The organism is Bacillus sp. NEAU-CP5, from assembly GCF_026420705.1.
Lineage (GTDB): Bacteria > Bacillota > Bacilli > Bacillales > Bacillaceae > Bacillus > Bacillus velezensis.
In genome coordinates this window covers 71656-97229 of the sequence record NZ_JAPMOV010000004.1, presented here as the reverse complement: position 1 = coordinate 97229, position 25574 = coordinate 71656, and the positions used below count along the sequence as shown (strand labels likewise).

Below are 25574 nucleotides of genomic sequence, written 5' to 3'. Positions count from 1 at the left end.
TCCATTATTTATTTTGATTGTTATCAATGACTGTGCTTTCCAATGCATTCACAGTGTACGTTTGCTGTGTCTTTTTCTTCGTCCCTTTTGACTTATCTTCAATTGTAATTCTCCATACCGGCGCCAGCACCTGCGTACTTGTCAGCGGGTATTGGGCAATATAGCCGAACTTGACGCTTTTAACGGCGCAATTCGCTTTTAAGTAATTTTGAGAATACAATAATTCGACCGCATCAAGCTCAGGAATCAGGCTCTCGGTCTGGATTCGCTTGAATGACTCCAGCATGGTCTGCTCGTAAGATACGACCTGGTTTTTATCGTTCAGATGCAGAATCACCTGTCCGATCGCATCCGTGGACGAGTCAAAATCCTGATAAATAAACTGTCCGTCATACGTCTGGTAAAAAATGATCTGTTTTTGATCCTTGTCGACTTTCCACAGTTTATATTTTTCACCGCCGGTTACTTTAGAGCTGACGAGCGATTCCGCATCCTCCTGCGGTTTTTGCTTCGATAAACCGACCGGATCGGTAAATTTCATTTTCAGCGTTGTGACCTTGTGATCATCCGCCGGCATTTCCATTAACGGCTTTTGATCCTTCAAAGCATCAATATCTTCAGCGGTAAATACTTTTTGGCCCGCCGTCAGCCGGTAGCCCGTCGCGGAATCAGAAGACAGGTTGCCAAATGTGATATGATCCATCTCCATGTCTTTTTCCACGTTTGAATTTTTAATCACTTCGTATTCACTGCTCGAGCGTTTTTCAAAAAACTGATAGCCGAGAAAAATATCGAGGATGAGGAAGGCAATGATGAAGATCGTTTTTGTCTTATTCCACTCCATTATCGTCCTCCTCCTTCCCCAGCAGATCTTTCGTAATCGGGACGATCTTCCCGTTGATTTTCATACTCCAGACGGGTTCCAGTTCAACGAGATCATTCGTTGACGAAGAGACCATTTGATAGGACAGGAAGATCTGGTCGATTTTGTTCACGTCGTATTTATCCTGCTGCTCCAGCAGAGACACAACCTCATTGCCGTTCATCATTTTTACGTCTTTTGTTTTAATCGGATTCGGCCCGAGAACATAGTTCGGCCGCTTGTAGCTGAGAACCTCGTCATTGGCCCATTGCAGGGTCAAAACAGGTCCGGATCCGAAAGGCTTAGACGTGCTGTTGATCACAGGCATTTGGTCTTTAAACATGTAGAAACTCAGCTGCTGGTTATCACTCACATTGAAAAATTGATAATGATCCGTCCAGCTTCCCGTATCCTCTAAATATTTATAGCTTTTCTTAATCAGCTCACCCGTTTGGTAAGAAGCGCTTTGTGCCAGGTTCCGATGCTGGAATTGAATCTGCCGCTGTGTCGAATTGATTTCCAGACGGCTGATTCCGTCAGTCAGCACATTCCGATTGTAATTCGGGTCTTCTCTGACCGTGCTCGGATCATTAAAAAGCGTCTGCTTAAACAGGTTCGTCTTAATGGTTTCAGTGATAAATTCTTTTTCCTTCATATTAAACCGCGCATTCGGCATGAGAAATTCTTTGCTTTTTCCGACCGAATAGAGGTGGTATAACGGCATACTCGACTTTTTGCTGTACAGCTCATTCATCAGATTGCGGTAATTCGCCGATTCCACAGTCACTTCCAAAATCAGCTGCTTGCTGTACGAGACCATGTAAATCTTCTTATTCGTCTTATTCTCATTAAACGGAATGACAATATGGTCAAATGAGCTGTATTCCATTGACGGATTCGACCATTTAAACATCGATTGGAAGAAATCAATCGGAATGGTGTCATTGAATTGCAGATCGAGCTTTGCCGAATTGCCGTTTCTGCCGTAAAGCCAATTTTTAAAACCGAGCTTGTCGTATTGATCGGAAATATCCTTCATCCCTTTTACTTCCCATTGCGGCAAATCCGCCCACAGGTCATTAAAGAGCGTCTCATCATCCACTTTATAATGAGAGCCGTTTGTATGAATAAACATATCCCGGGGTTTTACCGTTTGCGCTACTTTTTGACTCGTTTTATCAATTTTATGCTTTTCCCGGACAGTCGATTTGGTTGAGGCCGTGCCTTCTGAAAAATTGGGCTGGAATGTCCAAATTCCCCATGTTAAAACAAGACTAATGACGACCAGCACTGACAGTATGACTGTTTTTATATTTTCACGCCTCATCCCAATCATCCTCTTGCTCTTCTTTATATGGAAGAGTAAATGTAATCTTCGTTCCTTTGCCTTCTACACTGTCGGCCCAAATGTCTCCGCCGTGCGCCTGAACCATCTCTTTTGCAATCGCAAGGCCGAGCCCGGTGCCGCCGAGTTTTCTCGTGCGCGCTTTATCCACTCTGTAGAAACGGTCAAAGACTTTTTCCACATCTTTTTTCGGAATGCCGATACCTTCATCTTTTACGCTGATATAAAGCAGCTCTTCTTTCTCATTCACATCGACTGAGAAAGTGACATGTCCGCCTTCCGGTGAGTATTTCAGTGCGTTAGAAATGATATTATCGAGAACCTGCGTCACTTTATCCTGATCAATCTCCACGTACAGATTTCTGTCCGGCAGCTCGCGGATAAATTCGACATGCTGTTCTTTTGTCATTTCAAAACGATCGATAATCAGTGACATAAAGCGGATCATATGAATCCACTCCCGATTAAACTGATAATCTTTGCTGTCGAATTTAGAAAGCTGAAGCAGGTCGTTCACCAATCTGATCATGCGCTCAGTCTCATTTTGGGTCACCATTAAGAAACGCGGAGCGATATCTTTGTTTTCCCACGCGCCTTCTGCAAGCGCCTCTAAATAGCTTCGCATGGTCGTCAGCGGTGTCCGCAGCTCATGAGACACGTTGGCAACGAACTCTCTGCGTTCCCGATCGAGTTTTTCCTGTTCGGTGACATCATAAAGAACCGCGATTAAACCGTCGATTTTTCCGTGCTCTCTCTGAATAACGGAAAAATTCACCCGCAGTACAGTCGTTTCATCGTCACGTTCGATCTCCAGCAGCATGGAATCCTGCTGTTCTACTAAATCCTCAAATGTAAAGTTCTCTTTTATGCCTAATAAAGACGTAATCGGCATCTCTAAAGCCGTTTCACGTGAAACATTCAGCAGCTCAAGCGCAGGGCTGTTTAAAAGAATAATAGCTCCATTGCGATTCGTAGCGATGACACCGTCCGTCATATACGCGATAACGGAAGAAAGCTTTCTTCTCTCCCCTTCCGTCATGGCTTGGGCATCTTCAAGCTCTCTCGTCAGATGGTTGAACGTCGTTGCGAGCTGACCGATTTCATCATGCCCGTATTTCCGCACCTTTCTGGAGAAATTCCCTTTTGCCAGTTCCATCGCCTGCTTACGCATATCCGACAGCGGATGGGTAATGGTGCGGGCGAGAAATATACCGAGAAGAGCCGTCAGAACAAGGGCTAAGCCTGTTCCAGAAGCAAGAATCGAGTTGACGGTTTTCATCTGGTTAAAGGTATCTTCCATACTGGCCACGACATATATCGCGCCGACAACTTCCTGATTCTCTGTGACGACAGGTTTTGCCGAAATCAGCACTCTGTTTTTGCTTTTAGGATCATAATATTTTTTTGAATAGGCCTGCTTTGTTGAGAAAATCCGTTTAAAAATCGGGTCAGTCGTCTGTTTCCCCGCTATTTCCTCACCATAAGGCCTCGAGGAACCGACGACCTCATAGCTTTTATCAACAAATGTAATCTCCCGTATTTCATTATTCTTCGTAAAATCATTCAAAATCCGTTTGACGTCATCTTTAATGACGGTGCTGTCATTATCTCCTTTATATTCCTGCTCAATATAATAGGAAAGATTGTCAATCCGCTGATTTAACGATAATTCATAGGACTTGAGAAGAGAATTCTCCACCTGTTTCACAAAGTACACGCCGATAATCTGCATGGCGATGATAATGAGAAGCACATAGATCAGCGTGATCTTAAACTGAATCGACCGAAAAAAACCAACCTTATTCATCGCCGGTTAGTCCTGTTCAGGGTTTCTCAAGTAATAACCGACACCCCGTCTTGTGACGATCCAGTTCGGATGGCTCGGATTATCCTCGATTTTCTCACGAAGGCGGCGCACTGTTACATCCACCGTTCTCACATCACCGAAATAGTCATAGCCCCACACAGTCTGCAGCAGATGCTCACGGGTCATAACCTGTCCGATATGTTTGGCTAAGTAATGAAGCAATTCAAACTCACGATGAGTCAGCTCGATCGTTTCTTCTCTTTTTGATACGACATAAGCGTCAGGGAAGATGACGAGAGAACCGATATGAATGTCATTAGAAGCTGATTCTTCCTCAGCCGGCGCAACCGTAAGCTGGCGGCGCAGGTTCGCTTTGACGCGGGCCAGAAGCTCACGCGTGCTGAAAGGCTTCGTGACATAGTCATCCGCTCCGATTTCAAGCCCGATGACCTTGTCAATCTCCGAGTCTTTTGCCGTCAGCATAATAATCGGCATATCATATTTTTTCCGGACTTCCCGGCACACTTCAACTCCGTCTTTATTCGGAAGCATAATATCTAAAAGAATTAAATCAGGCTGAAGCTCCTCCACCATTTCCACGGCTTCGTTTCCGTCGTACGCACAATGCACGTCATAGCCTTCTTTTCTTAAATTAAACTCTAATATATCTGCAATCGGTTTTTCATCATCGACTACAAGGATTTTCTTATCCATCATCTTGATTTTCCTCCTGCCAGAATGACTTCATTTCATCTATTGATGTTTCATGATGATCACAATTCGGATCGTGAAAAACGTTCCCCGTCTATTATAACGGTTTCAGGTCAAAAGATAAAAAAATTAAAGAGAACAGCGCAAAAACGTATTGAACTGCCATCCTTTTGTCATGTTTTTTATTTTCTTTTAAAAAATAATATTTTTTTGAAACCTCACGAAAAAAAACGCCGTCTAGTGTTTGACGTCTTCTTCTGGGCCGGCTGAAAAGCCGGCTCTCCCTTTTTTTATAACAAAAGAAAAAACGCACCTACTATTGCAGATGCGTTTGGGTAAGTGGCTCGGGACGGAATCGAACCGCCGACACACGGATTTTCAGTCCGTTGCTCTACCAACTGAGCTACCGAGCCAGATGTTTCTTTTCTATACTATAAAGTAAAGTAAAATGGCGGTCCGGACGGGACTCGAACCCGCGACCTCCTGCGTGACAGGCAGGCATTCTAACCAACTGAACTACCGGACCTTACAGTAATTTGTCCGGAGAGCCGTATCGTGGCGGCCCTCCGAGGACAAATAAGGAGTTAGCAATAACGCTAAAGTAAATCAATGACCCGTACGGGATTCGAACCCGTGTTACCGCCGTGAAAGGGCGGTGTCTTAACCGCTTGACCAACGGGCCATAAAAAGTGGTGAGCCATGAAGGACTCGAACCTTCGACCCTCTGATTAAAAGTCAGATGCTCTACCAACTGAGCTAATGGCTCCTGATGTGTCGGATTATGTATCATAGAGCATTCAGACAAAAGCTTTCTTGCAGTACTCTATTGAAGCTGTTCCGTAACAACGAGATTTATAATATCATAGAACATTCGAAAGTGGCAACTACTTTTTTGAAAAAAATCTATTATTTTTTTCCTACATAAAAAAACAAGCCTCCGTGACCGGAGGCTTGTTTGCTGCAAATTCTTAGTTAGCGCGGTATACACTGCGGATGACGTTCGTTTGTGAACGGTCGGGACCGACAGAGAAAATAGAAAGCGGAATACCTGTCAGCTGAGACACGCGTTCCAGATAATGGCGCGCATTTTCAGGAAGATCGCTTAATGTTTTTGCGCCTGTGATATCTTCCGTCCAGCCAGGCATTTCTTCATATACCGGTTCACACTCTGCAAGAGCTTTCAGACTTGCCGGGAATTCTTCAATCACTTCACCTTTGTAGCGGTAAGCGACACAGATTTTCAATGTTTCAATGCCAGTCAGCACATCGATTGAGTTCAGAGAAAGATCTGTGATTCCGCTGACGCGGCGGGCGTGGCGGACAACAACGCTGTCAAACCAGCCGACACGGCGCGGACGGCCTGTCGTTGTGCCGTATTCGCGTCCGACTTCACGGATTTGATCTCCGATTTCATCTTTCAGCTCAGTCGGGAAAGGACCGTCACCGACACGGGTTGTGTACGCTTTAGATACACCGACGACGTGCTGGATTTTTGTCGGGCCTACGCCTGAACCGATCGTCACCCCTCCGGCGACCGGGTTGGATGAAGTGACAAACGGGTATGTCCCTTGGTCAATATCAAGCATAACCCCTTGAGCGCCTTCAAATAAAACGCGGCGGCCTTCATCCAGCGCGTCATTTAAGACGACGGATGTATCGCATACATACTTTTTAATCTGCTGGCCGTATTCATAATACTCATCCAGAATATCTTCAATTTTGAAGCCTTCTGTTTCATACATTTTTTCAAGCAGACGGTTTTTCTCTTCAAGGTTCCGTTCAAGCTTTTCAGCAAACACGTCACGATCTAGCAGGTCTGCGATCCGGATGCCGATCCGCGCCGCTTTGTCCATATAAGCAGGTCCGATGCCTTTTTTCGTTGTGCCGATCTTATTGGCCCCTTTGCGTTCTTCCTCTACTTCATCCAGTTTCAGATGGTATGGAAGAATGACGTGGGCTCTGTTGCTGATTCTCAAGTTATCCGTGCTCACATTGCGTTCATGAAGATACGCAAGCTCCGTTACGAGCGCTTTCGGATCAACAACCATTCCGTTCCCGATGACACACGCTTTTTCTTTATAAAAAATTCCTGATGGGATTAAATGAAGCTTGTACGTGACGCCATCAAACTTGATGGTATGTCCTGCATTGTTTCCGCCTTGATAACGTGCGATCACTTCTGCATTTTCTGATAGGAAATCTGTAATTTTACCTTTTCCTTCATCGCCCCACTGCGTACCTACTACGACTACTGAAGACATATATCCGTGCACCTCCGTTAACCTTTCAAAACGATATCTCATTCAAACAAATTAAGTGTATCAGTGCCGAAACAGAAAGTCAATCGTAAATCCGAACATTTAAATCTTATCAATCTATGTTTGTTCGCCTTAAACATGATTAAAAGCGTTTTCTCTTTCATTTGCTATCTATTACTCCCGAAACTTTCATGCTTTAACAAGAAAAAGAACCCGTAATCAGGGTTCTTCAGACAGTCACTTATATGCCGCTTGTATTCATCAGGACGACCCGCCAGCCGTCAGGATCTTCGATGGTCACGCCTTTTTCTTCCCAGTACGGGTTTTCGGGTGCTTTCTCCTCATACCCCATCTGCTTTAATGTCGTGCTGATGCGGATGACCTCCTGTTGATCCTGGATGTAAAAGACAAGCAGGCTGTCGCCGTGCGGAACGGGCGCCGGCTGAGACGCGCCGGTTTCTTCGGTGAATTCTAAGTGATATTGCGTATGGGGCAGGCCGAACATGACGCCGCTGTAGCCCTCATGTCCGGAAAAACTGCCGACCCTCTTCAGCCCGAGGCCCTCTTCATAAAACCTGATGATTTCTTTGAGCTGTCCGGTCGGCCGGGCAATCCGGATTTGCGCCGCTTGAAATTGCGGAAATTCAATTGCCATCATCATCCCTCCCTTAATGCCATTATATAAAAGCGCTTTCTTTTTTTCGTCTGCCGAACGGACGGCATTCTCTCATTCTTTCGGATGAAAAAAGCCTCAAGACATTGCTTGAGGCTTTACGCACCTGCCGGAACACCGCCGTCATCAAAGCGCCTTTCCAGGTTTACGAACTTATTGTATTCTTTCACAAAAGCCAGTGAGACGGTGCCCACCGGGCCGTTACGCTGTTTGGCAATAATGATTTCGATGATGTTTTTGTTTTCGGATTCTTTATCATAGTAATCATCACGATACAGGAAGGCGACGATGTCGGCATCCTGCTCAATACTTCCCGACTCACGGATATCTGACATCATCGGACGTTTATCCTGCCGCTGCTCAACACCCCGGGAGAGCTGAGACAGGGCGATGACCGGGACTTCAAGCTCCCGCGCCAGCGCTTTTAGCGCCCGTGAAATTTCCGATACCTCTTGCTGGCGGTTGTCGCTTGAACGGCCGCTTCCCTGAATGAGCTGCAAGTAGTCAATTAAAATCATGCCCAATCCGTTTTCCTGCTTCAGCCTGCGGCATTTTGAACGGATTTCGCTGACGCGGATGCCGGGGGTGTCATCTATAAAGATACCGCTGTTTGACAGACTTCCCATCGCCATCGTCAGCTTGCCCCAATCTTCTTCCGTCAGATTTCCCGTTCTGAGATTTTGGGCATTAATATTCCCTTCAGCGCAGAGCATACGCATGACAAGCTGCTCGGCACCCATCTCAAGACTGAATATCGCGACGCTCTCATCCGTTTTGGTGGCCACGTTTTGCGCAATATTTAAGGCGAACGCCGTTTTCCCCACAGACGGACGGGCCGCGACAATGATCAAATCATTCCGCTGAAAACCCGCCGTCATCCGGTCAAGCTCAATAAAACCAGTCGGAATCCCGGTAATATCGCCTTTCCGGTTGTGAAGCTGCTCAATGTTGTCGTATGTTTGCACAAGCACGTCTTTGATATTTTGGAAGGCGCCCGAATTTTTTCGCTGCGCGACCTCCATAATCGTTTTTTCCGCATCGCTTAATAAATCTTCAACTTCATCCTCGCGCGTATACCCGTCTTGAGCGATCGAGGTCGCCGTTCTGATTAAACGGCGGAGAATCGATTTTTCCTCAACGATTTTCGCGTAATATTCTATATTAGCCGCTGTCGGAACGGAATTCGCGATGTCCGTCAGGTAAGAGACGCCTCCCACCTCTTCTAACAAATCGGTATTCGCAAGCTCTGACGTTACCGTGACCAAATCAACCGGTTCACCGCGGTCTCCGAGCACGAGCATGGCATTGTAAATTTTTTGATGTGACATTCTGTAGAAATCATCCGGAATCAACACTTCAGAAGCCAGTGTTAACGCAGACGGCTGTAAAAAAACAGCACCTAACACGGCCTGCTCAGCTTCTATGTTTTGCGGCGGCAGCCGATCATTCAGAAGGTCTGTCATGCTAAGCACCGTCCTCTCCTTAAAAAATATCCAAACTCCATTTTACCATTTCTCAAGAAAAAGAATAGAAAAACATCACTTTCCCTGTATTTGTCAAACAGCGGCTGCGTGTTTCACCATTCCGAATGCTGGGAAACAAATAAATAAATCGAAACCAGGAGGTAAGAAGGATGAAAACATATGCAGTAACACCCAGTATTGATGCGGACGGATGGTTTGTGAAGGTGGAAAATGTGGCGCCGACGGCTCTTTATACATCAAAGGACGCGGCGATCGAGAAAGCGGAGCAGACGGCTAAAGAGAACAGCCCGTCTAAGCTTGTCATTTATGATCAGCATAAAAATATTGAAGAAGAACGGTCCTTTTAAGAAAAGCCTTCGCCCGAGCGAGGGCTTTTCTTATTCGATGAAACGGATGTGCAGCACCGTCTGCGCCATGAGATCGGCCGTTTTTTGATACAGCTCCCATTCTTCACAGGCGGCGAATACTTTCATCATGTCCTGCAATGTCTGTTTCAGTATGATAAATTCGTCAATTGTCCGCAGTTCTGCGGCTTTTTTCTGATAATCAGCCAGCTTCAGCTGTAATAACATCAATGGCGATTGCATAAAAAACCTCCCCCATTCTGTTATAAAGCCCCGCTTTTCAAACCTCCATTCCTTTGTCATATCCTCTTACGATAGATTTCTGATTTTAGTACAATAAAGAAACGGAAGGAGTGATCACATGAAACCGCTGCAAATTTCCGCCGAAACGGCGCAAAAGCTCGCAGAATCACTGAATATGCCGCTTGAGAGAATCATGCACATGCCTCAGCACATTCTGCTTGCCAAATTAGCTGAAGTCCAAAAAGAGAACGATCACAAATAAAGGCTGCTCTCTCATATATATGTGCGGGAGGCGGAAGCGATGGCTTTCCGCCTCTTTTTTCGTTAAGAAAATTTTGGTAAAACATTCTTTGAACGGAACCGATCCGATTTTAACCGTCTCACAGCTGAAAAAACTTGTTGACGAAGGAAAAGTGAAATATTTCTTATTATCCGGAAACAATTCAGGCAATACGAAGCTTGTCTCATGGAGGAAAAAGCACGGCACAAAAATCTCAGCTGACCAATACAGCACCGGAAAAACAAGCTCAGCCCGGCAAGGAATGACGGGCGGCCCGGGCGGACAAAGTCAGCAGACTCTGTATGAGATGAAAAAATAGTTCGGAAAGAGGCTGGATAGTTAAACGCCGGCCTCTTTATTTTGCTCTTGAAGCACCTGCCATGCGGCGCCGGTATCATTCAGAAAAATGATTGATAAATACTTTCTATTTTTGAAACCATCAGTTCCTGACGCAGATGCCGGCCGGCATAGGAGCGCGCTTCTTTTCCAAGCCGTTCCCTGAGAGACTGATCCGTAATCAGCATTACGAGAGCATCAGCAAGTTCGCGGCTGTTGCCGGGCTGGCAAATAAGCCCTGTGGCCTCATGCCGGATCATCTCAGGGATTCCTCCGCAGTCAGTTGCGACAATGGCTTGGCCTGAGAACATCGCTTCGATGATCGCTATAGGGAAATTATCATTCAATGTCGGCAGGACAAATATAGATGATTCAGCCAAAAGCGCCGGCACATCACGTCGTTTTCCGAGGAAAAACACATTTGAGAGGCCCAGTTTCCGTCTCTTCTCTTCCAGAAACCCTCTCATGTTTCCGTCTCCGATGATCCATATATCAACTCCGGATAAATGGTGCCGGATGCGGGCGAGAGCGTCCAGCAGCACATCATGTCCTTTTCGCTCGGTCAGACGGGAAACGCACGCAATCACGAGCTTTTCAGCACGTTTTGGCTCAGGGGCATCCTGAATGTCAATGCCGGTATGAACAGTCGTCAGCTGAGCCTCCTTCGCTCCGTACTCCAGTAAGGGCTCGTGAAAGGAGTCGCTGATTGTAATGATTTTATCCGAAGCCCGAATACCCTGCCTTTCTATTTCACTGAAATATGCCTCTTCTATTGAACCCTTTTGGATTTTATGAAACTTCATCCGGCTTTTCGTAAAATGTCCGTGCGGCGTGAAAAAAAGAGGACGCTGGTACGTTTGATTAAGGTATCCCAGCAAAAATACCGCAAATAAATCCTGCGCGTGAAACAGGTCATATTGTTCTAAGTCTTTCTCCTTCAAAAATCTTTGAAAGACATGTAAATAACTGAGATTCTTCACTAACTTTTCGTTTGCGGCGCCGTATCTGCCAACAAGTAACGCTCTGATCTCGTCAGCGGCCCGCGGGATATCTTCCTGAAAAAAAGTTGGCGGCATTTGGAGCGGCGAGATGACATCCGCCTGATGACCGATGCGCTCAAAACCCGTCTTAATTGACGTGATATAACTCGCCAACCCTCCGACATTCGGGTAACGGAGAAAGGTTGCGTACAGAATACGCAATGGCTTTTTTCGTTTGGGGGAGCTTTTTCCTTCCGCACAGAACGAATACAGCATCTCTGGCTCACTTTGATGTTCGATCCCGTAAAATTGATCCATGACGCGCAATAAGGCTGGAGGCACCAGACCGTTCGGCTTGCCGATCTCTTCTTTCACATCCGCTCCCCCTCTCTCAAACTTATAATCCTAATTCCCGTCCCCATTTTGACACTTTGTCAACATGATACGGCAGCAGTTCTCCTCCCCGATTGTCGAAGATTCTCCGCAATTGGGTATGAAGCCCTTTCTCAAGTGTTCTCTGCAAATAAGCCATTTTATAAAGCGTCATAGGAGGGGTCTGAAAATGAATGCCCCGCTTTTTCATTTCTTTCGTATACACTTTTACGCAATACGTCCGAATATCTTCTGCGTGCCGGCTCCAATCTTTTCTGAAACCAAGCAGAATTTCAACCAGCACTGTCATGTCAAACCAAACCGGCGCGTATTTTGCGGATTCCCAATCGATGAATTGAATATTCCACGGTTCATGTCCGGACGCATCGTGGGTGCAGATATTCTGCATATGAAGATCACCGTGTGTGATGGCTGAGCCGTTTTGTATCAATTCAGGGAAAAAATCCGGCTCCTCCTGCTCAAGCAAGTTTGTGATTTGCCAATAATGAGGCTTCACGATATCTTTTGTGCGCTCATCTTTAAGAGCCCTATCCAATAATTCCGCTGTCTTTTTGATCTGCTTTTTACGCCCTTTTCTCATGGTTTCCGATCCATATACCGGCAGCCACGACCGCCATTTACCGTCAGAAATATTCTTGTTTTCAAAGGTGCGGCTGTGCAGTTCTGCGACAGACGGAATAATATACTTGAAATGCTTCGGGTGAAATGTAAGCTGTCCCCTGATCTGGCTGACAAACTCCATAAATATCCACGTTTCATGGTCACTTTCTTCTATAAGATAGATATCCGGCAGCAAATCCCCTAAAACAGAACGGGCTTTGCCGTATATATTAATCTCGACCTTATTTTTTTCACGGGAAGATTTATATACTTTCAATATCAGCGGAACAGTGCCGGATTTTTTCTTTACAGACAGTTTATAAATGGCGCTTCTGTCCGTCGATTTCAGGCATGTGATGTCATCCGGATTCACCGCAGCCCTTTCACCGAACGAATACGACAGTTTTTCGTCAATTCTCAGTTTTTGAAATGCGCCATACAAAATCTCCTTTTCATACATGCCGATCTTCCTTCCGCTTCCGTTTCCAGCTGTTTTTGAGATGAGACCAAGTGTTTCTGATAAATGGCATCGGGTCATTCCAAGCAAAAAGAGCGTACTCTTTTTTTCCTTTACACCCTTTCCAAAAATCCCGGAACGTCATTTCTCCTCTTTTTCGTTTCTTCAAAAACGTTAAGAAATAACGCACCTCATAAATCCAGTTGATTCCGTCTTTTTGTTCGAGCTGGGGCTTCACATGTTGTCCGGTCAAATACAGATAGTACATGTAAACGAAATGAACGCCTGCCGGTTCTGTCAGGCTATGGCTGAGCCAAAAGCGCGGATTAATTTCGATAAACTTGTAAACATTGTCCCGGGGATCCTTTTTAAATTCCGCCATGCCTACTCCCTTCAGCTGAATCGCTTCAAAAAACGGCAGGGTCTTCTCGATTAAATCAGGAAGCCGTTTGCTGACGACGTGGGCCCCCGCGCCAAAATCTGCAGGGAATTGATGGTTCTTTTGCAGAGAGAATAGGCCCATTAATTTCATTTGGTCATCATAAAAAGTGGCGACTTTATAAAAACACTGGTTGTCTCCGGGGATGATCTCCTGCACGAGCAGTTCTCCATTTTCTCTGTAGGAGCTGAACTCCTTGCGCAATTGTGCGGCATCCTTCATTACAATTGCTTTTTTGTTTACTTTTTTTCTGTATTCATGGCCGGCCACCGGTTTTAAAATACACGGGAAGTCAATATTGGCGATGGCCTCTTCCAGCTCATCCTGATTGTTCGGAAAAAAGGTTTTCGGGCAGGGGATGTTATGCTTGACCGCTAATTCATATGCTTTGCTTTTATCTAAAACCGTTTCTAACAGAGAGTGGCTCGGGAGCAAAAATAAAAAAAAACCGGCTAATGTCTCGCGGAATTTAGATATAAATCCCGCATAATCATCAGATCCTGCGTACAGAACCGGCTTTGCTTGGAATCGCTTCCCGAAATCAGTCAGAAATGTCAGCAGTTCTTCCTCTTGTGTTAAAGGGCTGGGACATATCCCGCAATCTGCCAATCTTGATTTTCCGATACGATAAGGTCCCTCCGTGTCAAACGCGTAAACATCGATTCCTCTTCGGGCCAGGCTGCGAATGATCCCAATCCCGTTTGCACTGAAATCAAGTACAACGGCTGCATGTTCATGTTTCATGATCTCCCTCCGAGCTGTTGGTATTTTGATAAATCGATTCGATATTTTTTATCATCGTCTCACTGCTTAAATATTTCTCCGCGTAGGCCTTTGCGTTTGAAGCAGCTATCTTCCGCGCAGATTTGTTAGTGATAAAAAACGCTAAAGCCCGGGCAAGAACCTTTACATTTCCCGGCTCGACAATAAGCCCCGTTTTGTTATGGCGGATCAGATCCGGAATACCCCCGCAATCGGTCGCGATGATAGCCGAGCCGCTGAACATCGCTTCAATAATCGAAATAGGCAGACTATCATTAATGGTCGGCAGTACGAATATGTCCGTCATATTCAAAATAGCGGGAACATCATCTCTTTTTCCTAAAAAGGAAACCATAGATAGATTCAGTTTTCGAGCCTGTTCCTCTAAGGCGCTCCTCATCTCTCCGTCGCCCGCGATCAGCACTTCAACATGCTCAAGTACATCAGATGGAATTCTCGAAAGGGCGTCCAGTAAATATTTGTGACCTTTTCTCGGGCCTAATCTTGCAATACACGAGATGATGATCTTATTTTTCGGTACCGGGGTTTTTCTTTTCCCGCCTGTTTTTGCATCGTAATCGATTCCTGTGATCACCGTTGTCATGTCTTCCTGTTCGGCTCCGAGCTTCATGAGCGGGCTGCGGAACGTATCGCTGATAATAATCAGGCGATCTGCGTATTCAATGGCTTTCATCTCTAATGTTTTATAATAAATCTCTTCTACCGAGCCTTTTTTAAAGATGTGAAATTTAAGTCTGTTGAAAGTAAACATGCCATGCGGTGTGAAAAACAAAGGTTTTTTATAGATTTGATTGAACCTGCCTAACATATTGGCTGTAAATAAATCTTGAGCGTGGAACACATCATATCTTTCCAAATGAATCTTTTGAAGCATTTGCTCGTATATAAACATCAGCCGATTATTTTTCAAAATATGATCGTTATAATCCCCATATCTGTCTTTAAAGAAATCTTTTAATTTCGGAACAACAGCCGCCCGCAGTTCTTTTACCTGTGCGGACGGAAACAGATTAGGGGATATGACATCCACCTTATGACCTCTCTTTTTCAGGCCTTCACTAAGCGTTTTAATATAGTTTGATAAACCGCCCGTGTGCGGGTAGTCCCAAAACGTGGCAATCAAAATGGATAACTTCTTTTTTTTCCTGTATACCGGCGGAATTTGATCTGCATGTTTCATCTGTGTCTTTATGGCTTTCTGTTTTTGCAGGCGCGTTTTGACCCCGTAGTAGCGGTCAAGCGTCTGGATCATATACGGATAGGGGACGGAAAATGTCTTGTTCATTTCCAGATCCTCCGCACGATTTCAAAAGCTTCAGCGTATTCCACACCCGCCGTCATCCCTCTGACTTTTCCTAAATGTTTTACGCCTTCATATGAACGGGGATGAGGGTAATCCCTCATTTCTACGTCATAGTGGTGAAGCGCCGCGAGTTTGGCATCCATTGTGTCTGTGATATTGACGAAGTAATTGGGCTTGAAGAGTTTATCAGCCGTATTTCTCTCCCACTCGCTTGAAGATAGCGTTTCAAACGTAAGCAGTTCGATAGGCTTTTGATTCGGAAGCGGCCTGGCGGCTGTTAAAACTGCTTGGAATGTTCTCTGGTGGTCCATATTGATATCGCCGTAATGATGTGTAAAGATTTTATCAGGCTGATAGACGCGAATGAGCTGCTCTAATTCTTTGACAAGCTTATGAAGAGGGATACATTCCAGCTCTAAATTCGTGTGCTCCAAAAAGATGACTTTCTCAATTCCAAGCTCTTGATTCGCGCGTTCGCCTAATTGTTTAATATGATGAGCTTCTTCTTTTCTTCCTAATGCCGTAATAACGGAAATCACTTTATATCCTTCATTGATCAGCCGTTTTATGGTGCCCGCTGATCCCAATAGTTCATCATCGGGATGAGCGCCGATAACCATAATGTATTCTGCCATTTTTTCCACACTCCACCAAACAAATGTTACAAATATCATATGACGACCCTAAAAAAAGGAAACTTACATGTGCGGATTTTCAGAAACTTACATGTGCGGCTGCCATTCCAGGTAACGTGACGGATTTAATTTTTTTATAGTGTTCAAAAACTCATCCGCCAAGCCGTATTTGTCCAGTCCTTTTAATAGTTTTACGGGAAACCGGGTAATGGCGGAAAAAGCTCTTTTATGGTCGATGACTTTAAGATTGCCGTATTCATTGATCAGAATGTGCCTGATTTCGGCATCCCATCTGGTAAAACCGATTTTCTTTAATTCATCCAGCATATTTAAAATATCAGCAGTCAGTTTGACGGACAGGGATTTTTCTTGTTTGATATGGCGGGCAAGAGAGGTGCCTTGGACATATTCCATCACAATATAACGATCTCCGTATTCATACAGTCTTGGAATCACCGGGGAACCTTGTCCGGTCTTTAAAGCTGCCAATTCCTTCTTGCATGTCTCTTTTTCAAAGAAGTACTTTACGCATTTGTTGTGTGTTAAACGATAGACTTCCCCGTCTTTTCCGTCACCGATCAGCGGATAGTGCTCCAGCGCCTTTTTATTCTCCGGATTATTAAAATATGTTTCAGAAAAAAATCGTTTCATACCGACACATCCTTCGTTATGATGTAATATAATATGCAATCTGGTAACGATCGGAAATGAAACAATCTCATCATTTTCTTGCGCTGCGCCGTCTGCTGACATGAAAAAAACCCGCCGGATCGGCGGGTTTTTCATTGTATTTTACGCTTCTTCTTTTACGTGAACCTTCAGCACAGCCTGAACTTCAGGGTGCAGCTTTACAGGAACGTTTGTATATCCCAGTGTGCGGATACCGTCTTGGAGCTCCAGTTTCCGTTTATCCACTTTAATCTTATGCGTTTTTTGCAGCACTTCTGCAATCTGTTTGCTTGTGACAGATCCGAATAGACGGCCGCCTTCACCGGATTTGGCACTCAGCTCAACAGTCAGCTGTTCAAGCGTTTCTTTCAAATCTTTCGCTCTTTCAAGCTCGGCAATCGCTTCTTTTTTCTCTTTTTCTTTCTGTCCTTTCAATGCGCTGATGTTCGTCGCATTTGCTTCGACAGCGAGGCCTTTTTTAATGAGAAAGTTATGTGCATAACCGTCTGCTACGTTTTTCATTTCGCCTTTTTTTCCTTTACCTTTTACATCTTGTAAGAAAATAACCTTCATCTCTGAACGCCTCCCTCAAAATATTCATCAATGGCTTCCTTCAGCCGGACGAGCGCTTCTGAGACAGAAATGCCCGATAACTGGGTTGCCGCATTGGTTAAATGCCCTCCGCCATCCAGCGCCTCCATAATAATCTGCACATTGACTTCGCCCAGCGATCTCGCACTGATGCACACCGTATGCTCATCCCGTCTGGCTACCGCAAATGAAGCTTCCACTTCACTCATCGATAAGAGGGAATCAGCCGCCTGCGCAATCAGCACCTGGTCAAAGTACTCCTCTTCGTTCTCAGGAAGAGAAGCAATCGCGATATGTTCTTTATAAAGAGACGTATGCTGGATCAGTTTCGCCCGCTTGATATAAGAACCGACGGATTCTTTGAGAACTTTCTGCACCAGAACCGTATCTGCGCCTTTCGCTCTCAAATAAGAAGCGGCGTCGAACGTCCGCGAGCCCGTGCGAAGGGAAAAACTCTTCGTATCCACTATTATACCAGCTAACAGGGCCGTCGCTTCAATCATATTGATTTTGAGCCGCTTCGGCTGGTATTCAAGCAGCTCCGTCACGAGTTCTGCGGTGGATGAAGCGTATGGCTCCATATAAACGAGCAGCGGGTCTTTAATAAATTCCTCGCCTCTGCGGTGGTGGTCAATCACAACGATGTGCTCGATTTTGTTCACGAGACGCTCTTCCATCACAAGGGACGGTTTATGTGTATCAACGACGACAAGCAGCGTGTCGTCATTTGAAATTTCCATCGCCTCTTCCGGCGTGATGAACCGCGACCACAGCTCTTCATATTTTTTAATTTCTTCAATCAGACGCTGAACGCTTGATCCGATCTGGTTCGGATCAATGACGATGTAGCCGTCTTTGCCGTTGGCCTGCGCCACCTTCAATATTCCGATTGCGGCTCCGACTGCGTCCATATCAGGAAATTTGTGCCCCATGATAATGACATTGCTGCTTTCTGAGACAATTTCCTTGAGCGCGTGAGAAATCACCCGGGCGCGCACCCTTGTGCGCTTCTCCATCGGATTCGTTTTGCCGCCGTAAAATTTCACCTTGCCGTTCGGCATTTTGATCGCCACTTGGTCGCCTCCGCGGCCGAGAGCCAAATCGAGGCTGGACTGCGCCAGATCTCCAAGCTCCTTCAAGGAAGAAACCGATGCGCCGATCCCGATGCTGAGGGTCAAAGATACAGTGTGAACGGATGTTTTTTCTCGGATTTCATCCAAAATCGAAAATTTCGCGTTTTCAAGCTCCGTTAAAATGTGTTCATTTAACACCGCGATAAACCGCTCCGAGGACGTCCGTTTCAGGAAAATGCCGTACTCCTGCGCCCACGCATTTAATAATGAGGTGACCTGGCTGTTCATCGTGCTTCTCGTTTGGTCATCCAGCCCCTGTGTGACGTCATCATAGTTATCTAAGAAGATATATGCCAGCACGGTTCTCTCATTTTCGTACTGCTTTTCAATCTGAATCTGTTCTGTCACATCAAAGAAATAAAGCAGGCGCTCATCTCTTTTAATCACTACTTTAAACTTCCGCTCATTCAAGGTGATCGTTTCCGAATCGACCTCCTGCTTGATCAGCGGCACGACGGCCTCGCATGTGTCATACAGCGAGCGTCCGACGAGCGTGCTTTCATTAAAACAGGAAGACAAAAACGGATTCGCCCACTCAATGTAATATTGATCATTAAACAGCATAATCCCGATAGGCATTTCCATTAATGCCTCTTCGCCCACTTTTTTCAATCTATACGATAACGTGGAGATATAATCGTCAATTTCTTTTCTGATCAGAGAATCCGCACGCTTAATGAAAAACAAGATCACGGCGAGCAGCACAACGCCGATGGCTCCTATCAGCCAGTTAAAGTAAATGCTGATGAGAATTATGATGATTGACAATGCAATCAATGCATAGATGGGATACCGAAACAACGGTTTTTCATAAAAACTAGGCATTTCTATCAACTCCCCACCTGTAAGTCACACTCAATTTCGCGTCACCTTATTTCTTATGTTAAAGCCTATGTCAATGATGCCTAAGAGGAGATACACGGACAAGATAAGCGGAAAAAGCACCCCCAGCACAATTGCTAATACAGGAACGGCTTTCGGCATCTCCATTTCGCGGCAATAGAAAAAAATAAACGCTAATCCTTGAATACAAATCAGCAAGCTGAGAATAAATCCCCCATTCAATGAAACCGAATACAGCATATGCCCTTTTTCTAAAGGCAGAAACCCTAATATCGTCACAATAAAATACAGAATGACAACGCTTTGCGGGAGTTTGAGCTCTCTAAAAGGCTTCATCTTCGGAAGATCAGGGGAAAATCGCCGTAAAAGCGGCCTTGCCATAGCATAACTGAGGAAAGAAAAAACGATGCCGGTCAATACGAGCACTGTCGGAAAAAGATATTGAACCGTGCTCAGCTGACTTTCCATCAGCTTGATCTGCTTCCCGAACTGGTCTCCATAACCGAGCTGCTTTGACATGGTATCAGCCACAGACAGCGACTCCCGAAGCTGGGACATGGTGGTATCAACCACATTCATATTAAGAAACACGATGCTGACCACAAAAAAAACGACGCCGCACAGCACATACGCCATAGCGCCGGCAGCAACCGCATAGCCGGGCTGTTTCTTTTTAAAATAATATCCCATGGCGATTCCCGTACAGGCCGCCGTAAAAGCGCCTGTAAGCCCGGTAAACGAACTTACAATAAAGCTGACAGGAAGGCTGGCAAGCCCCATCCATACCCCGGGCTTCAGACCATGCCGAATGGTGTAAAGAATGATCGGCAGCGGCAAAGCAAAGAGAAGAATTGCCCCCAGTAAAGGGAGGTACACGACCAAAAGGGAAATGATTGCAAAAATACTGATCAAAATGGCGCCTTCTATTAGAGCCCTTGTATTTTTCACTTACTCACCTCAAACCTTGGATCATTCGAACATACGAATAGAAAAGAGCAGCTTAGACGACTGCTCTTTTGACGCCGCAATGTCTCTTTCAAGACCTGAATTTTCCATAAACTCTCCAAAATACACGTATATATTTTAACATAAGTCGAAATCGCAAGTAAAATGAGCGCGGACAGCCGCAATGTTCCATGTGAAACATGAAAACAGACAAACGGACATCCCAGTGAAAGAATGCCCGTTGTATCAGTGATCCTGATCATCCATGAAACCAGAAGTATCTCTGTTTTTCTTTTTGGTTTTTCGTACATATAACAAGACGATAACGATAAGTAAGAGAGTGGTCGCCTGCAAAACCCCGCTGCTGAAAAGGAAGAAGTTCTTTATCATGTCCCACATATAGTTTCACCTCTATTTCGTATTTCCTTTACATTGAGTTTCCCTTTCTGGAAACTTCAAAACATCAGGAACAACATCGGGACCGGGGCATATGCTGAAAGTGAAAATGAAGGATAAAGGAGATTCTTACACCATGACTGAGCGGAGAACATTAGCATGGCATGAAACGTTAGAACTGCATGAGTTAGTGGCTTTCCAGGCAAACGGACTTGTGAAATTAAAAAGAACAGAGCGGGACGTAAGCGATGCCAGATTAAAACAGCTTTACAGATTTTCCATCCATTCGCTGGAACAAAATCTGCGTGAACTGCTTCCTTTCTTCCCTGAAGCTCCCGCTTTTCGTGAGGATGAAACAGAAGAGCGCGCTGATTCCTCCTTTTACAGCGGCGGCCTGCTCATTCTGGCCAAAACATCTGTCCGCAATTATGCCGGAGCCATTACAGAGACGGCCACACCTCAATTAAGACACGTCTTCGTCAAGCACTTAAACGCGGCCATCAAGTGGCACCAAATGGTCTTTGAGTATATGGAAGAACGCGGTCAATATCCGGCTTACAACCTGAGCGAATTGCTGAAGAATGATGTGCGCAACGCCAGAAAAGCCATCGCGATGAAATAAAAAAAAGCAGCAAGGAATTTAATCCTTTGCTGCTTCTTATTTTTGAGCGGACTGATCTTGAGGAGACGTTTTTTCCCGGTATGCCTCGAGAAACTCCCGGTTGGCATCTCCCCATTTCTTCATTTGCAAAACGATCGGTTCCAGCGACCTGCCGAATTCGGTAAGAGAATACTCCACCTTTGGAGGCACCTGCTGATATACCTCCCGATGCACGATGCCGTCCGCCTCAAGCTCGCGAAGCTGAAGCGTCAGCATACGCTGCGTAATGCTGGGGCAAATGCGCCGAAACTCATTAAACCGCTTTTTTCCGCCGATCATATGATAAAACAAAATACCCTTCCACTTTCCGCCGATAACGGAAAGCGTCAGTTCAACCGGACAACCTTCTTTATTCGGATATATGTTCATTTTTCATCCTCCATAGTACCTTTTTTGATACTATATGCTGATTAGCATCTGACTTACCCAGTATTTTACTCGCAATCCTCTCCACCTCTCAACAAAAATGCTTCTTTTTCACATCAATTTTTAAGGTTTTGAAGATTACACCCTCCTCAAGACGTGTTAAACTATAAAAAGATTGTTTACACTACAAAAAAGGACAAGGAGTTATTATGGAAAAAATTCTTATTTTCGGACATCAAAACCCAGACACAGATACCATTTGCTCTGCCATTGCCTACGCTGATCTAAAAAATAAACTCGGCTTCAATGCTGAGCCCGTCCGCCTCGGACAAGTCAACGGCGAAACACAATACGCGCTTGATTATTTCAAGCAGGAAAGCCCGCGTTTGGTGGAAACAGCCGCAAACGAAGTAAACGGCGTCATCCTTGTTGACCATAATGAACGCCAGCAAAGCATCAAGGATATCGAAGACGTTCAGGTTCTTGAAGTTATCGACCACCACCGTATCGCCAACTTCGAAACAGCGGAACCTCTTTACTACCGTGCTGAGCCGGTCGGCTGTACGGCTACGATCTTAAACAAAATGTACAAAGAAAATAACGTGAAAATCGAGAAAGAAATTGCGGGCCTCATGCTGTCAGCAATCATTTCCGACTCTCTGTTATTTAAATCTCCGACTTGCACGGAGCAAGATATCGCAGCGGCAAAAGAGCTTGCTGAAATTGCCGGCGTAGATGCGGAAGAGTACGGCTTAAACATGCTGAAAGCGGGCGCCGACTTAAGCAAAAAAACTGTGGACGAACTGATTTCTCTTGATGCGAAAGAGTTCACGCTCGGCAGCAAAAAAGTCGAAATCGCCCAAGTCAACACAGTTGATATTGAAGATGTTAAAAAGCGGCAGCCGGAATTAGAAGCGGCTCTTTCAAAAGTAATTGCCGAGAAGAACCTTGACCTGTTCCTTCTCGTGATTACGGATATTCTGGAAAACGATTCCCTTGCGCTTGCCATCGGTGATCAAGCGTCAAAAGTGGAAAAAGCATTCAACGTGACTTTAGAAAACAACACGGCTCTTTTAAAAGGCGTCGTATCCAGAAAGAAACAAGTCGTTCCTGTTTTAACAGACGCGATTGCAGAATAAAAAAACACCCCGGAAACCCGCCGGGGTGTTTTTTTATTGCCCATTCATCAGACGGCCATTTCGTAAGCGCTTTCTCCAAAAATCATTTTGACGGAAACTAATATGTAATATATAATATATCACATGGAAGACGTTCATTTTCTAATTATTGTAAGTTAATGTCGCAACATCAGAATCGGGGGTGTCTATCCTGGAAAAACACGCTGCTCTTTCTTATTCACGAACAACAGGCATTTGGCTTGTGCTGACAGGAGCTATCTTATGGGGGGTCTCGGGAACGGTTGCCCAGTATCTGTTCCAGCACCGCCATTTTAATACAGAATGGCTGACTTCGGTGCGCCTTCTGGTGTCAGGGGCGCTTCTGCTCGGCATCGCGTACCGCAAAGAAAAAGGACGGATATGGGCTGTTTGGAAAGACAGACGGGACAGAATTCCCCTTCTTTTATTCGGGATTTTCGGAATGTTAGGCGTTCAATACACCTACTTCGCGGCAATTGAGTACGGCAACGCGGCCGCTGCTACCGTTCTTCAGTATTTAGGACCAGCGATCATTACATGCTTTTTAGCGATTCGCGCAAAGAGAATTCCTTCAGCAAAAGAGCTTCTGGCCGTCTTATTGGCGGTTGCCGGCACATTCATTTTGGTCACGCACGGGAATGTCGGAAGCCTGTCCATATCCGGTCTGGCCGTCTTTTGGGGCATCAGTTCGGCGTTTGCACTGGCGTTTTACACCCTTCAGCCGCATCGTCTGCTGAAGAAATGGGGATCGGCCATTATTGTCGGATGGGGCATGCTGATCGGCGGGGCCGCCCTCAGCTTGATCCGCCCGCCCTGGAAATTTGAAGGCGAGTGGTCCTTGCCGGCATACGCCGCGATTGTGTTTATCATCATTTTCGGAACGCTCATCGCTTTTTATTGCTACTTGGAAAGCCTGAAATATCTGAGTGCCTCTGAAACCAGCCTGCTCGCCTGTGCAGAGCCGCTGTCGGCAGCTTTTTTAGCTGTTATCTGGCTGCATGTTCCCTTCGGAATATCAGAATGGCTGGGTACTTTGCTGATTTTAGCCACCATCGCTTTATTATCTATCAAGAAAAAATAACCTCTCTTTTTTAGAGAGGTTTTTTCCTAGGCCCAGAGCATCCCTTAGTCTCAATTACCCATATATTAAAAGGCCTTTTTTCATTTTACTATCATCCAAAAGAGGAAAATAGACCAGTTGTCAATAGAATCAGAGTCTAATAGAATGATGTCGACAAGTAAATCATGCAGGATTGTTACTGATAAAGCAGGCAAGACCTAAAATGTGTTAAGGGCAAAGTGTATTCTTTGGCGTCACCCCTTACATATTTTAGGTCTTTTTTTCTGTAACAAACCTGCCATCCATGAATGCAGGAGGATCGAATCGGCAGATCGCAAAAAAAGGTACATACAAAAGGAGAAATGAACATGAACATCAAAAAATTTGCAAAACGAGCCACAGTTCTAACTTTTACGACTGCACTTCTGGCAGGAGGAGCGACTCAAGCCTTCGCGAAAGAAAATACCCAAAAACCTTACAAAGAAACGTACGGCGTCTCTCACATCACACGCCATGATATGCTGCAGATCCCTAAACAGCAGCAAAGTGAAAAATACCAAGTGCCTCAATTCGACCAATCAACAATTAAAAATATCGAGTCCGCAAAAGGACTGGATGTGTGGGACAGCTGGCCGCTCCAAAACGCTGACGGAACAGTAGCTGAATACAACGGCTATCACGTCGTGTTTGCTCTTGCCGGAAGCCCGAAAGACGCTGATGACACATCCATCTACATGTTTTATCAAAAAGTCGGCGACAACTCGATCGACAGCTGGAAAAACGCGGGCCGTGTCTTTAAAGACAGCGATAAGTTCGACGCCAACGATGAAATCCTGAAAGAACAGACACAAGAATGGTCCGGTTCTGCAACCTTTACATCTGACGGAAAAATCCGTTTATTCTACACTGACTTTTCCGGTACACATTACGGCAAACAAAGCCTGACAACGGCGCAGGTAAATGTGTCAAAATCTGATGACACGCTCAAGATCAACGGAGTGGAAGATCATAAGACGATTTTTGACGGTGATGGAAAAACATACCAAAACGTTCAGCAGTTTATCGATGAAGGGAACTATACATCCGGCGACAACCATACGCTGAGAGACCCTCACTACGTTGAAGACAAAGGCCATAAATACCTTGTATTCGAAGCCAACACGGGAACAGATAACGGATACCAAGGTGAAGAATCTTTATTTAACAAAGCATACTACGGCGGCAGCACAAACTTCTTCCGTAAAGAAAGTCAGAAGCTTCAGCAAAGTGCTAAAAAACGCGATGCTGAATTAGCGAACGGCGCCCTCGGTATCGTAGAATTAAACAATGACTACACATTGAAAAAAGTCATGAAGCCGCTGATCACTTCAAACACGGTAACTGATGAAATCGAGCGCGCGAATGTTTTCAAAATGAACGGCAAATGGTACCTGTTCACTGATTCACGCGGTTCAAAAATGACGATCGACGGTATTAACTCAAATGATATTTACATGCTTGGTTATGTATCAAACTCTTTAACAGGTCCTTACAAGCCGCTGAACAAAACTGGTCTTGTACTGCAAATGGGTCTTGATCCTAACGATGTGACGTTCACTTACTCTCACTTCGCAGTGCCGCAAGCCAAAGGCAACAATGTCGTGATCACAAGCTACATGACAAACAGAGGCTTCTTTGAGGATAAAAAGGCAACATTTGCGCCAAGCTTCTTATTGAACATCAAAAACAAGAAAACATCCGTTGTTAAAAACAGCATCCTTGAACAAGGACAGCTTACGGTTAACAACTAATAACAACAAAAAGAAAATGCCGATACTTCA

At 45.2% G+C, this 25574-nt stretch carries 25 protein-coding genes, 4 tRNA genes and 1 pseudogene; 7 read left to right on the top strand and 23 right to left on the bottom strand.

Annotation, left to right across the window (positions count from 1 at the left end; genetic code table 11):
- Window positions 1-4: 4 nt before the first annotated feature.
- The 11 genes from OTK50_RS13280 to dnaB form a co-directional block, all read right to left on the bottom strand.
- Window positions 5-844: a two-component system regulatory protein YycI gene (locus OTK50_RS13280; RefSeq protein ID WP_004393108.1), complete on the bottom strand. Its 840-nt coding sequence runs from the start codon at window positions 842-844 to the stop codon at window positions 5-7.
- Window positions 831-2189, bottom strand: a complete 1359-nt coding sequence (gene yycH, locus OTK50_RS13275) for a two-component system activity regulator YycH (protein WP_266121900.1) — start codon at window positions 2187-2189, stop codon at window positions 831-833. The genes OTK50_RS13280 and yycH overlap by 14 nt, the downstream gene beginning before the upstream one ends.
- On the bottom strand, window positions 2179-4014 hold the full coding sequence (gene walK, locus OTK50_RS13270; RefSeq protein ID WP_004393106.1) for a cell wall metabolism sensor histidine kinase WalK: 1836 nt from the start codon (window positions 4012-4014) through the stop codon (window positions 2179-2181). Before walK ends, yycH begins: the two co-directional genes overlap by 11 nt.
- A gap of 6 nt (window positions 4015-4020) precedes the next feature.
- Window positions 4021-4728, bottom strand: coding sequence for a cell wall metabolism DNA-binding response regulator WalR (walR, locus tag OTK50_RS13265; RefSeq protein WP_004393104.1), 708 nt, complete (start codon window positions 4726-4728; stop codon window positions 4021-4023).
- Between the two features lie 337 nt (window positions 4729-5065).
- Window positions 5066-5138 (bottom strand) — tRNA-Phe (locus OTK50_RS13260).
- 36 nt (window positions 5139-5174) lie between these two features.
- A tRNA-Asp gene (locus OTK50_RS13255) sits at window positions 5175-5251 on the bottom strand.
- Between the two features lie 84 nt (window positions 5252-5335).
- A tRNA-Glu gene (locus OTK50_RS13250) sits at window positions 5336-5407 on the bottom strand.
- Between the two features lie 8 nt (window positions 5408-5415).
- Window positions 5416-5491 (bottom strand) — tRNA-Lys (locus OTK50_RS13245).
- Window positions 5492-5693: 202 nt separating this feature from the next.
- Window positions 5694-6986 carry an adenylosuccinate synthase gene (purA, locus tag OTK50_RS13240; RefSeq protein WP_004393102.1) on the bottom strand — a complete coding sequence of 431 codons (1293 nt, stop codon included), beginning with the start codon at window positions 6984-6986 and terminating at the stop codon, window positions 5694-5696.
- A 238-nt stretch (window positions 6987-7224) separates the two neighbouring features.
- A complete protein-coding gene (locus OTK50_RS13235) occupies window positions 7225-7638 on the bottom strand; it encodes a VOC family protein (RefSeq protein WP_041482233.1) in 414 nt (137 codons plus the stop codon).
- Between the two features lie 116 nt (window positions 7639-7754).
- Window positions 7755-9119, bottom strand: a complete 1365-nt coding sequence (gene dnaB / locus OTK50_RS13230) for a replicative DNA helicase (RefSeq protein WP_004393100.1) — start codon at window positions 9117-9119, stop codon at window positions 7755-7757.
- 170 nt (window positions 9120-9289) lie between these two features.
- Here dnaB and OTK50_RS13225 point away from each other — a divergent pair, with 170 nt between their 5' ends.
- The gene (locus OTK50_RS13225; RefSeq protein WP_025285570.1) at window positions 9290-9487 is read left to right on the top strand and encodes a DUF2188 domain-containing protein; all 198 of its coding nucleotides are present in this window, start codon (window positions 9290-9292) and stop codon (window positions 9485-9487) included.
- Window positions 9488-9517: 30 nt separating this feature from the next.
- Here OTK50_RS13225 and OTK50_RS13220 read toward each other — a convergent pair whose 3' ends face one another.
- On the bottom strand, window positions 9518-9727 hold the full coding sequence (locus tag OTK50_RS13220; RefSeq protein ID WP_015418617.1) for a hypothetical protein: 210 nt from the start codon (window positions 9725-9727) through the stop codon (window positions 9518-9520).
- A 118-nt stretch (window positions 9728-9845) separates the two neighbouring features.
- On the opposite strand from OTK50_RS13220, the gene OTK50_RS13215 reads away from it, so the two are divergent.
- Both OTK50_RS13215 and OTK50_RS13210 read left to right on the top strand, forming a co-directional pair.
- Window positions 9846-9989: a YycC family protein gene (locus OTK50_RS13215; protein WP_007407902.1), complete on the top strand. Its 144-nt coding sequence runs from the start codon at window positions 9846-9848 to the stop codon at window positions 9987-9989.
- Between the two features lie 88 nt (window positions 9990-10077).
- Window positions 10078-10326: pseudogene (locus OTK50_RS13210) on the top strand (hypothetical protein); the annotation flags it as partial.
- Between the two features lie 79 nt (window positions 10327-10405).
- Here OTK50_RS13210 and OTK50_RS13205 read toward each other — a convergent pair.
- From OTK50_RS13205 to OTK50_RS13160, 10 genes are all read right to left on the bottom strand, one after another.
- A complete protein-coding gene (locus OTK50_RS13205) occupies window positions 10406-11698 on the bottom strand; it encodes a glycosyltransferase family 4 protein (protein WP_266121899.1) in 1293 nt (430 codons plus the stop codon).
- 22 nt (window positions 11699-11720) lie between these two features.
- On the bottom strand, window positions 11721-12776 hold the full coding sequence (locus OTK50_RS13200; RefSeq protein WP_124935066.1) for a phosphotransferase: 1056 nt from the start codon (window positions 12774-12776) through the stop codon (window positions 11721-11723).
- Window positions 12769-13956 (bottom strand): carbamoyl-phosphate synthase, encoded by a 1188-nt coding sequence (locus OTK50_RS13195; RefSeq protein ID WP_007614989.1) that lies wholly within the window; start codon window positions 13954-13956, stop codon window positions 12769-12771. The genes OTK50_RS13200 and OTK50_RS13195 overlap by 8 nt, the downstream gene beginning before the upstream one ends.
- Window positions 13946-15280 carry a glycosyltransferase family 4 protein gene (locus OTK50_RS13190; RefSeq protein WP_025285574.1) on the bottom strand — a complete coding sequence of 445 codons (1335 nt, stop codon included), beginning with the start codon at window positions 15278-15280 and terminating at the stop codon, window positions 13946-13948. Before OTK50_RS13190 ends, OTK50_RS13195 begins: the two co-directional genes overlap by 11 nt.
- Window positions 15277-15933 carry a PIG-L deacetylase family protein gene (locus OTK50_RS13185; RefSeq protein ID WP_023357224.1) on the bottom strand — a complete coding sequence of 219 codons (657 nt, stop codon included), beginning with the start codon at window positions 15931-15933 and terminating at the stop codon, window positions 15277-15279. Before OTK50_RS13185 ends, OTK50_RS13190 begins: the two co-directional genes overlap by 4 nt.
- 87 nt (window positions 15934-16020) lie before the next feature.
- On the bottom strand, window positions 16021-16719 hold the full coding sequence (locus OTK50_RS13180) for a kinase (protein ID WP_079891037.1): 699 nt from the start codon (window positions 16717-16719) through the stop codon (window positions 16021-16023).
- A 6-nt stretch (window positions 16720-16725) separates the two neighbouring features.
- Complete coding sequence (gene rplI / locus OTK50_RS13175) at window positions 16726-17175, bottom strand: 50S ribosomal protein L9 (RefSeq protein ID WP_124935067.1); 450 nt, start codon at window positions 17173-17175, stop codon at window positions 16726-16728.
- On the bottom strand, window positions 17172-19151 hold the full coding sequence (locus OTK50_RS13170; protein WP_012118906.1) for a DHH family phosphoesterase: 1980 nt from the start codon (window positions 19149-19151) through the stop codon (window positions 17172-17174). The genes rplI and OTK50_RS13170 overlap by 4 nt, the downstream gene beginning before the upstream one ends.
- Window positions 19152-19181: 30 nt before the next feature.
- Window positions 19182-20117, bottom strand: coding sequence for a YybS family protein (locus tag OTK50_RS13165; RefSeq protein WP_007615002.1), 936 nt, complete (start codon window positions 20115-20117; stop codon window positions 19182-19184).
- 243 nt (window positions 20118-20360) lie between these two features.
- On the bottom strand, window positions 20361-20513 hold the full coding sequence (locus OTK50_RS13160; protein ID WP_004393059.1) for a hypothetical protein: 153 nt from the start codon (window positions 20511-20513) through the stop codon (window positions 20361-20363).
- Window positions 20514-20646: 133 nt separating this feature from the next.
- On the opposite strand from OTK50_RS13160, the gene OTK50_RS13155 reads away from it, so the two are divergent.
- On the top strand, window positions 20647-21132 hold the full coding sequence (locus OTK50_RS13155) for a spore coat protein (protein WP_007407913.1): 486 nt from the start codon (window positions 20647-20649) through the stop codon (window positions 21130-21132).
- A 36-nt stretch (window positions 21133-21168) separates the two neighbouring features.
- On the opposite strand, the gene OTK50_RS13150 is transcribed toward OTK50_RS13155, so the two are convergent.
- Window positions 21169-21540, bottom strand: coding sequence for a winged helix-turn-helix transcriptional regulator (locus tag OTK50_RS13150; RefSeq protein ID WP_007615010.1), 372 nt, complete (start codon window positions 21538-21540; stop codon window positions 21169-21171).
- Window positions 21541-21746: 206 nt separating this feature from the next.
- On the opposite strand from OTK50_RS13150, the gene OTK50_RS13145 reads away from it, so the two are divergent.
- The 3 genes from OTK50_RS13145 (at window position 21747) to OTK50_RS13135 (ending at window position 25544) form a co-directional block, all read left to right on the top strand.
- Window positions 21747-22676 carry a manganese-dependent inorganic pyrophosphatase gene (locus OTK50_RS13145; RefSeq protein ID WP_224223942.1) on the top strand — a complete coding sequence of 310 codons (930 nt, stop codon included), beginning with the start codon at window positions 21747-21749 and terminating at the stop codon, window positions 22674-22676.
- A gap of 181 nt (window positions 22677-22857) precedes the next feature.
- Window positions 22858-23775: a DMT family transporter gene (locus OTK50_RS13140; RefSeq protein ID WP_278251236.1), complete on the top strand. Its 918-nt coding sequence runs from the start codon at window positions 22858-22860 to the stop codon at window positions 23773-23775.
- Window positions 23776-24122: 347 nt separating this feature from the next.
- Window positions 24123-25544 (top strand): glycoside hydrolase family 68 protein, encoded by a 1422-nt coding sequence (locus OTK50_RS13135; protein WP_032875393.1) that lies wholly within the window; start codon window positions 24123-24125, stop codon window positions 25542-25544.
- Window positions 25545-25574: the final 30 nt, after the last annotated feature.

Excerpts from the sequence above, each read along its gene's own strand:
- OTK50_RS13280 (WP_004393108.1), bottom strand. The coding sequence starts at position 844 with ATGGAGTGGAATAAGACAAAAACGATCTTCATCATTGCCTTCCTCATC.
- yycH (WP_266121900.1), bottom strand. The coding sequence starts at position 2,189 with ATGAGGCGTGAAAATATAAAAACAGTCATACTGTCAGTGCTGGTCGTC.
- walK (WP_004393106.1), bottom strand. The coding sequence starts at position 4,014 with ATGAATAAGGTTGGTTTTTTTCGGTCGATTCAGTTTAAGATCACGCTG.
- walR (WP_004393104.1), bottom strand. The coding sequence starts at position 4,728 with ATGGATAAGAAAATCCTTGTAGTCGATGATGAAAAACCGATTGCAGAT.
- purA (WP_004393102.1), bottom strand. The coding sequence starts at position 6,986 with ATGTCTTCAGTAGTCGTAGTAGGTACGCAGTGGGGCGATGAAGGAAAA.
- OTK50_RS13235 (WP_041482233.1), bottom strand. The coding sequence starts at position 7,638 with ATGGCAATTGAATTTCCGCAATTTCAAGCGGCGCAAATCCGGATTGCC.
- dnaB (WP_004393100.1), bottom strand. The coding sequence starts at position 9,119 with ATGACAGACCTTCTGAATGATCGGCTGCCGCCGCAAAACATAGAAGCT.
- OTK50_RS13225 (WP_025285570.1), top strand. The coding sequence starts at position 9,290 with ATGAAAACATATGCAGTAACACCCAGTATTGATGCGGACGGATGGTTT.
- OTK50_RS13220 (WP_015418617.1), bottom strand. The coding sequence starts at position 9,727 with ATGCAATCGCCATTGATGTTATTACAGCTGAAGCTGGCTGATTATCAG.
- OTK50_RS13215 (WP_007407902.1), top strand. The coding sequence starts at position 9,846 with ATGAAACCGCTGCAAATTTCCGCCGAAACGGCGCAAAAGCTCGCAGAA.
- OTK50_RS13200 (WP_124935066.1), bottom strand. The coding sequence starts at position 12,776 with ATGTATGAAAAGGAGATTTTGTATGGCGCATTTCAAAAACTGAGAATT.
- OTK50_RS13195 (WP_007614989.1), bottom strand. The coding sequence starts at position 13,956 with ATGAAACATGAACATGCAGCCGTTGTACTTGATTTCAGTGCAAACGGG.
- OTK50_RS13190 (WP_025285574.1), bottom strand. The coding sequence starts at position 15,280 with ATGAACAAGACATTTTCCGTCCCCTATCCGTATATGATCCAGACGCTT.
- OTK50_RS13185 (WP_023357224.1), bottom strand. The coding sequence starts at position 15,933 with ATGGCAGAATACATTATGGTTATCGGCGCTCATCCCGATGATGAACTA.
- OTK50_RS13180 (WP_079891037.1), bottom strand. The coding sequence starts at position 16,719 with ATGAAAAACCCGCCGATCCGGCGGGTTTTTTTCATGTCAGCAGACGGC.
- rplI (WP_124935067.1), bottom strand. The coding sequence starts at position 17,175 with ATGAAGGTTATTTTCTTACAAGATGTAAAAGGTAAAGGAAAAAAAGGC.
- OTK50_RS13170 (WP_012118906.1), bottom strand. The coding sequence starts at position 19,151 with ATGCCTAGTTTTTATGAAAAACCGTTGTTTCGGTATCCCATCTATGCA.
- OTK50_RS13160 (WP_004393059.1), bottom strand. The coding sequence starts at position 20,513 with ATGTGGGACATGATAAAGAACTTCTTCCTTTTCAGCAGCGGGGTTTTG.
- OTK50_RS13155 (WP_007407913.1), top strand. The coding sequence starts at position 20,647 with ATGACTGAGCGGAGAACATTAGCATGGCATGAAACGTTAGAACTGCAT.
- OTK50_RS13150 (WP_007615010.1), bottom strand. The coding sequence starts at position 21,540 with ATGAACATATATCCGAATAAAGAAGGTTGTCCGGTTGAACTGACGCTT.
- OTK50_RS13145 (WP_224223942.1), top strand. The coding sequence starts at position 21,747 with ATGGAAAAAATTCTTATTTTCGGACATCAAAACCCAGACACAGATACC.
- OTK50_RS13135 (WP_032875393.1), top strand. The coding sequence starts at position 24,123 with ATGAACATCAAAAAATTTGCAAAACGAGCCACAGTTCTAACTTTTACG.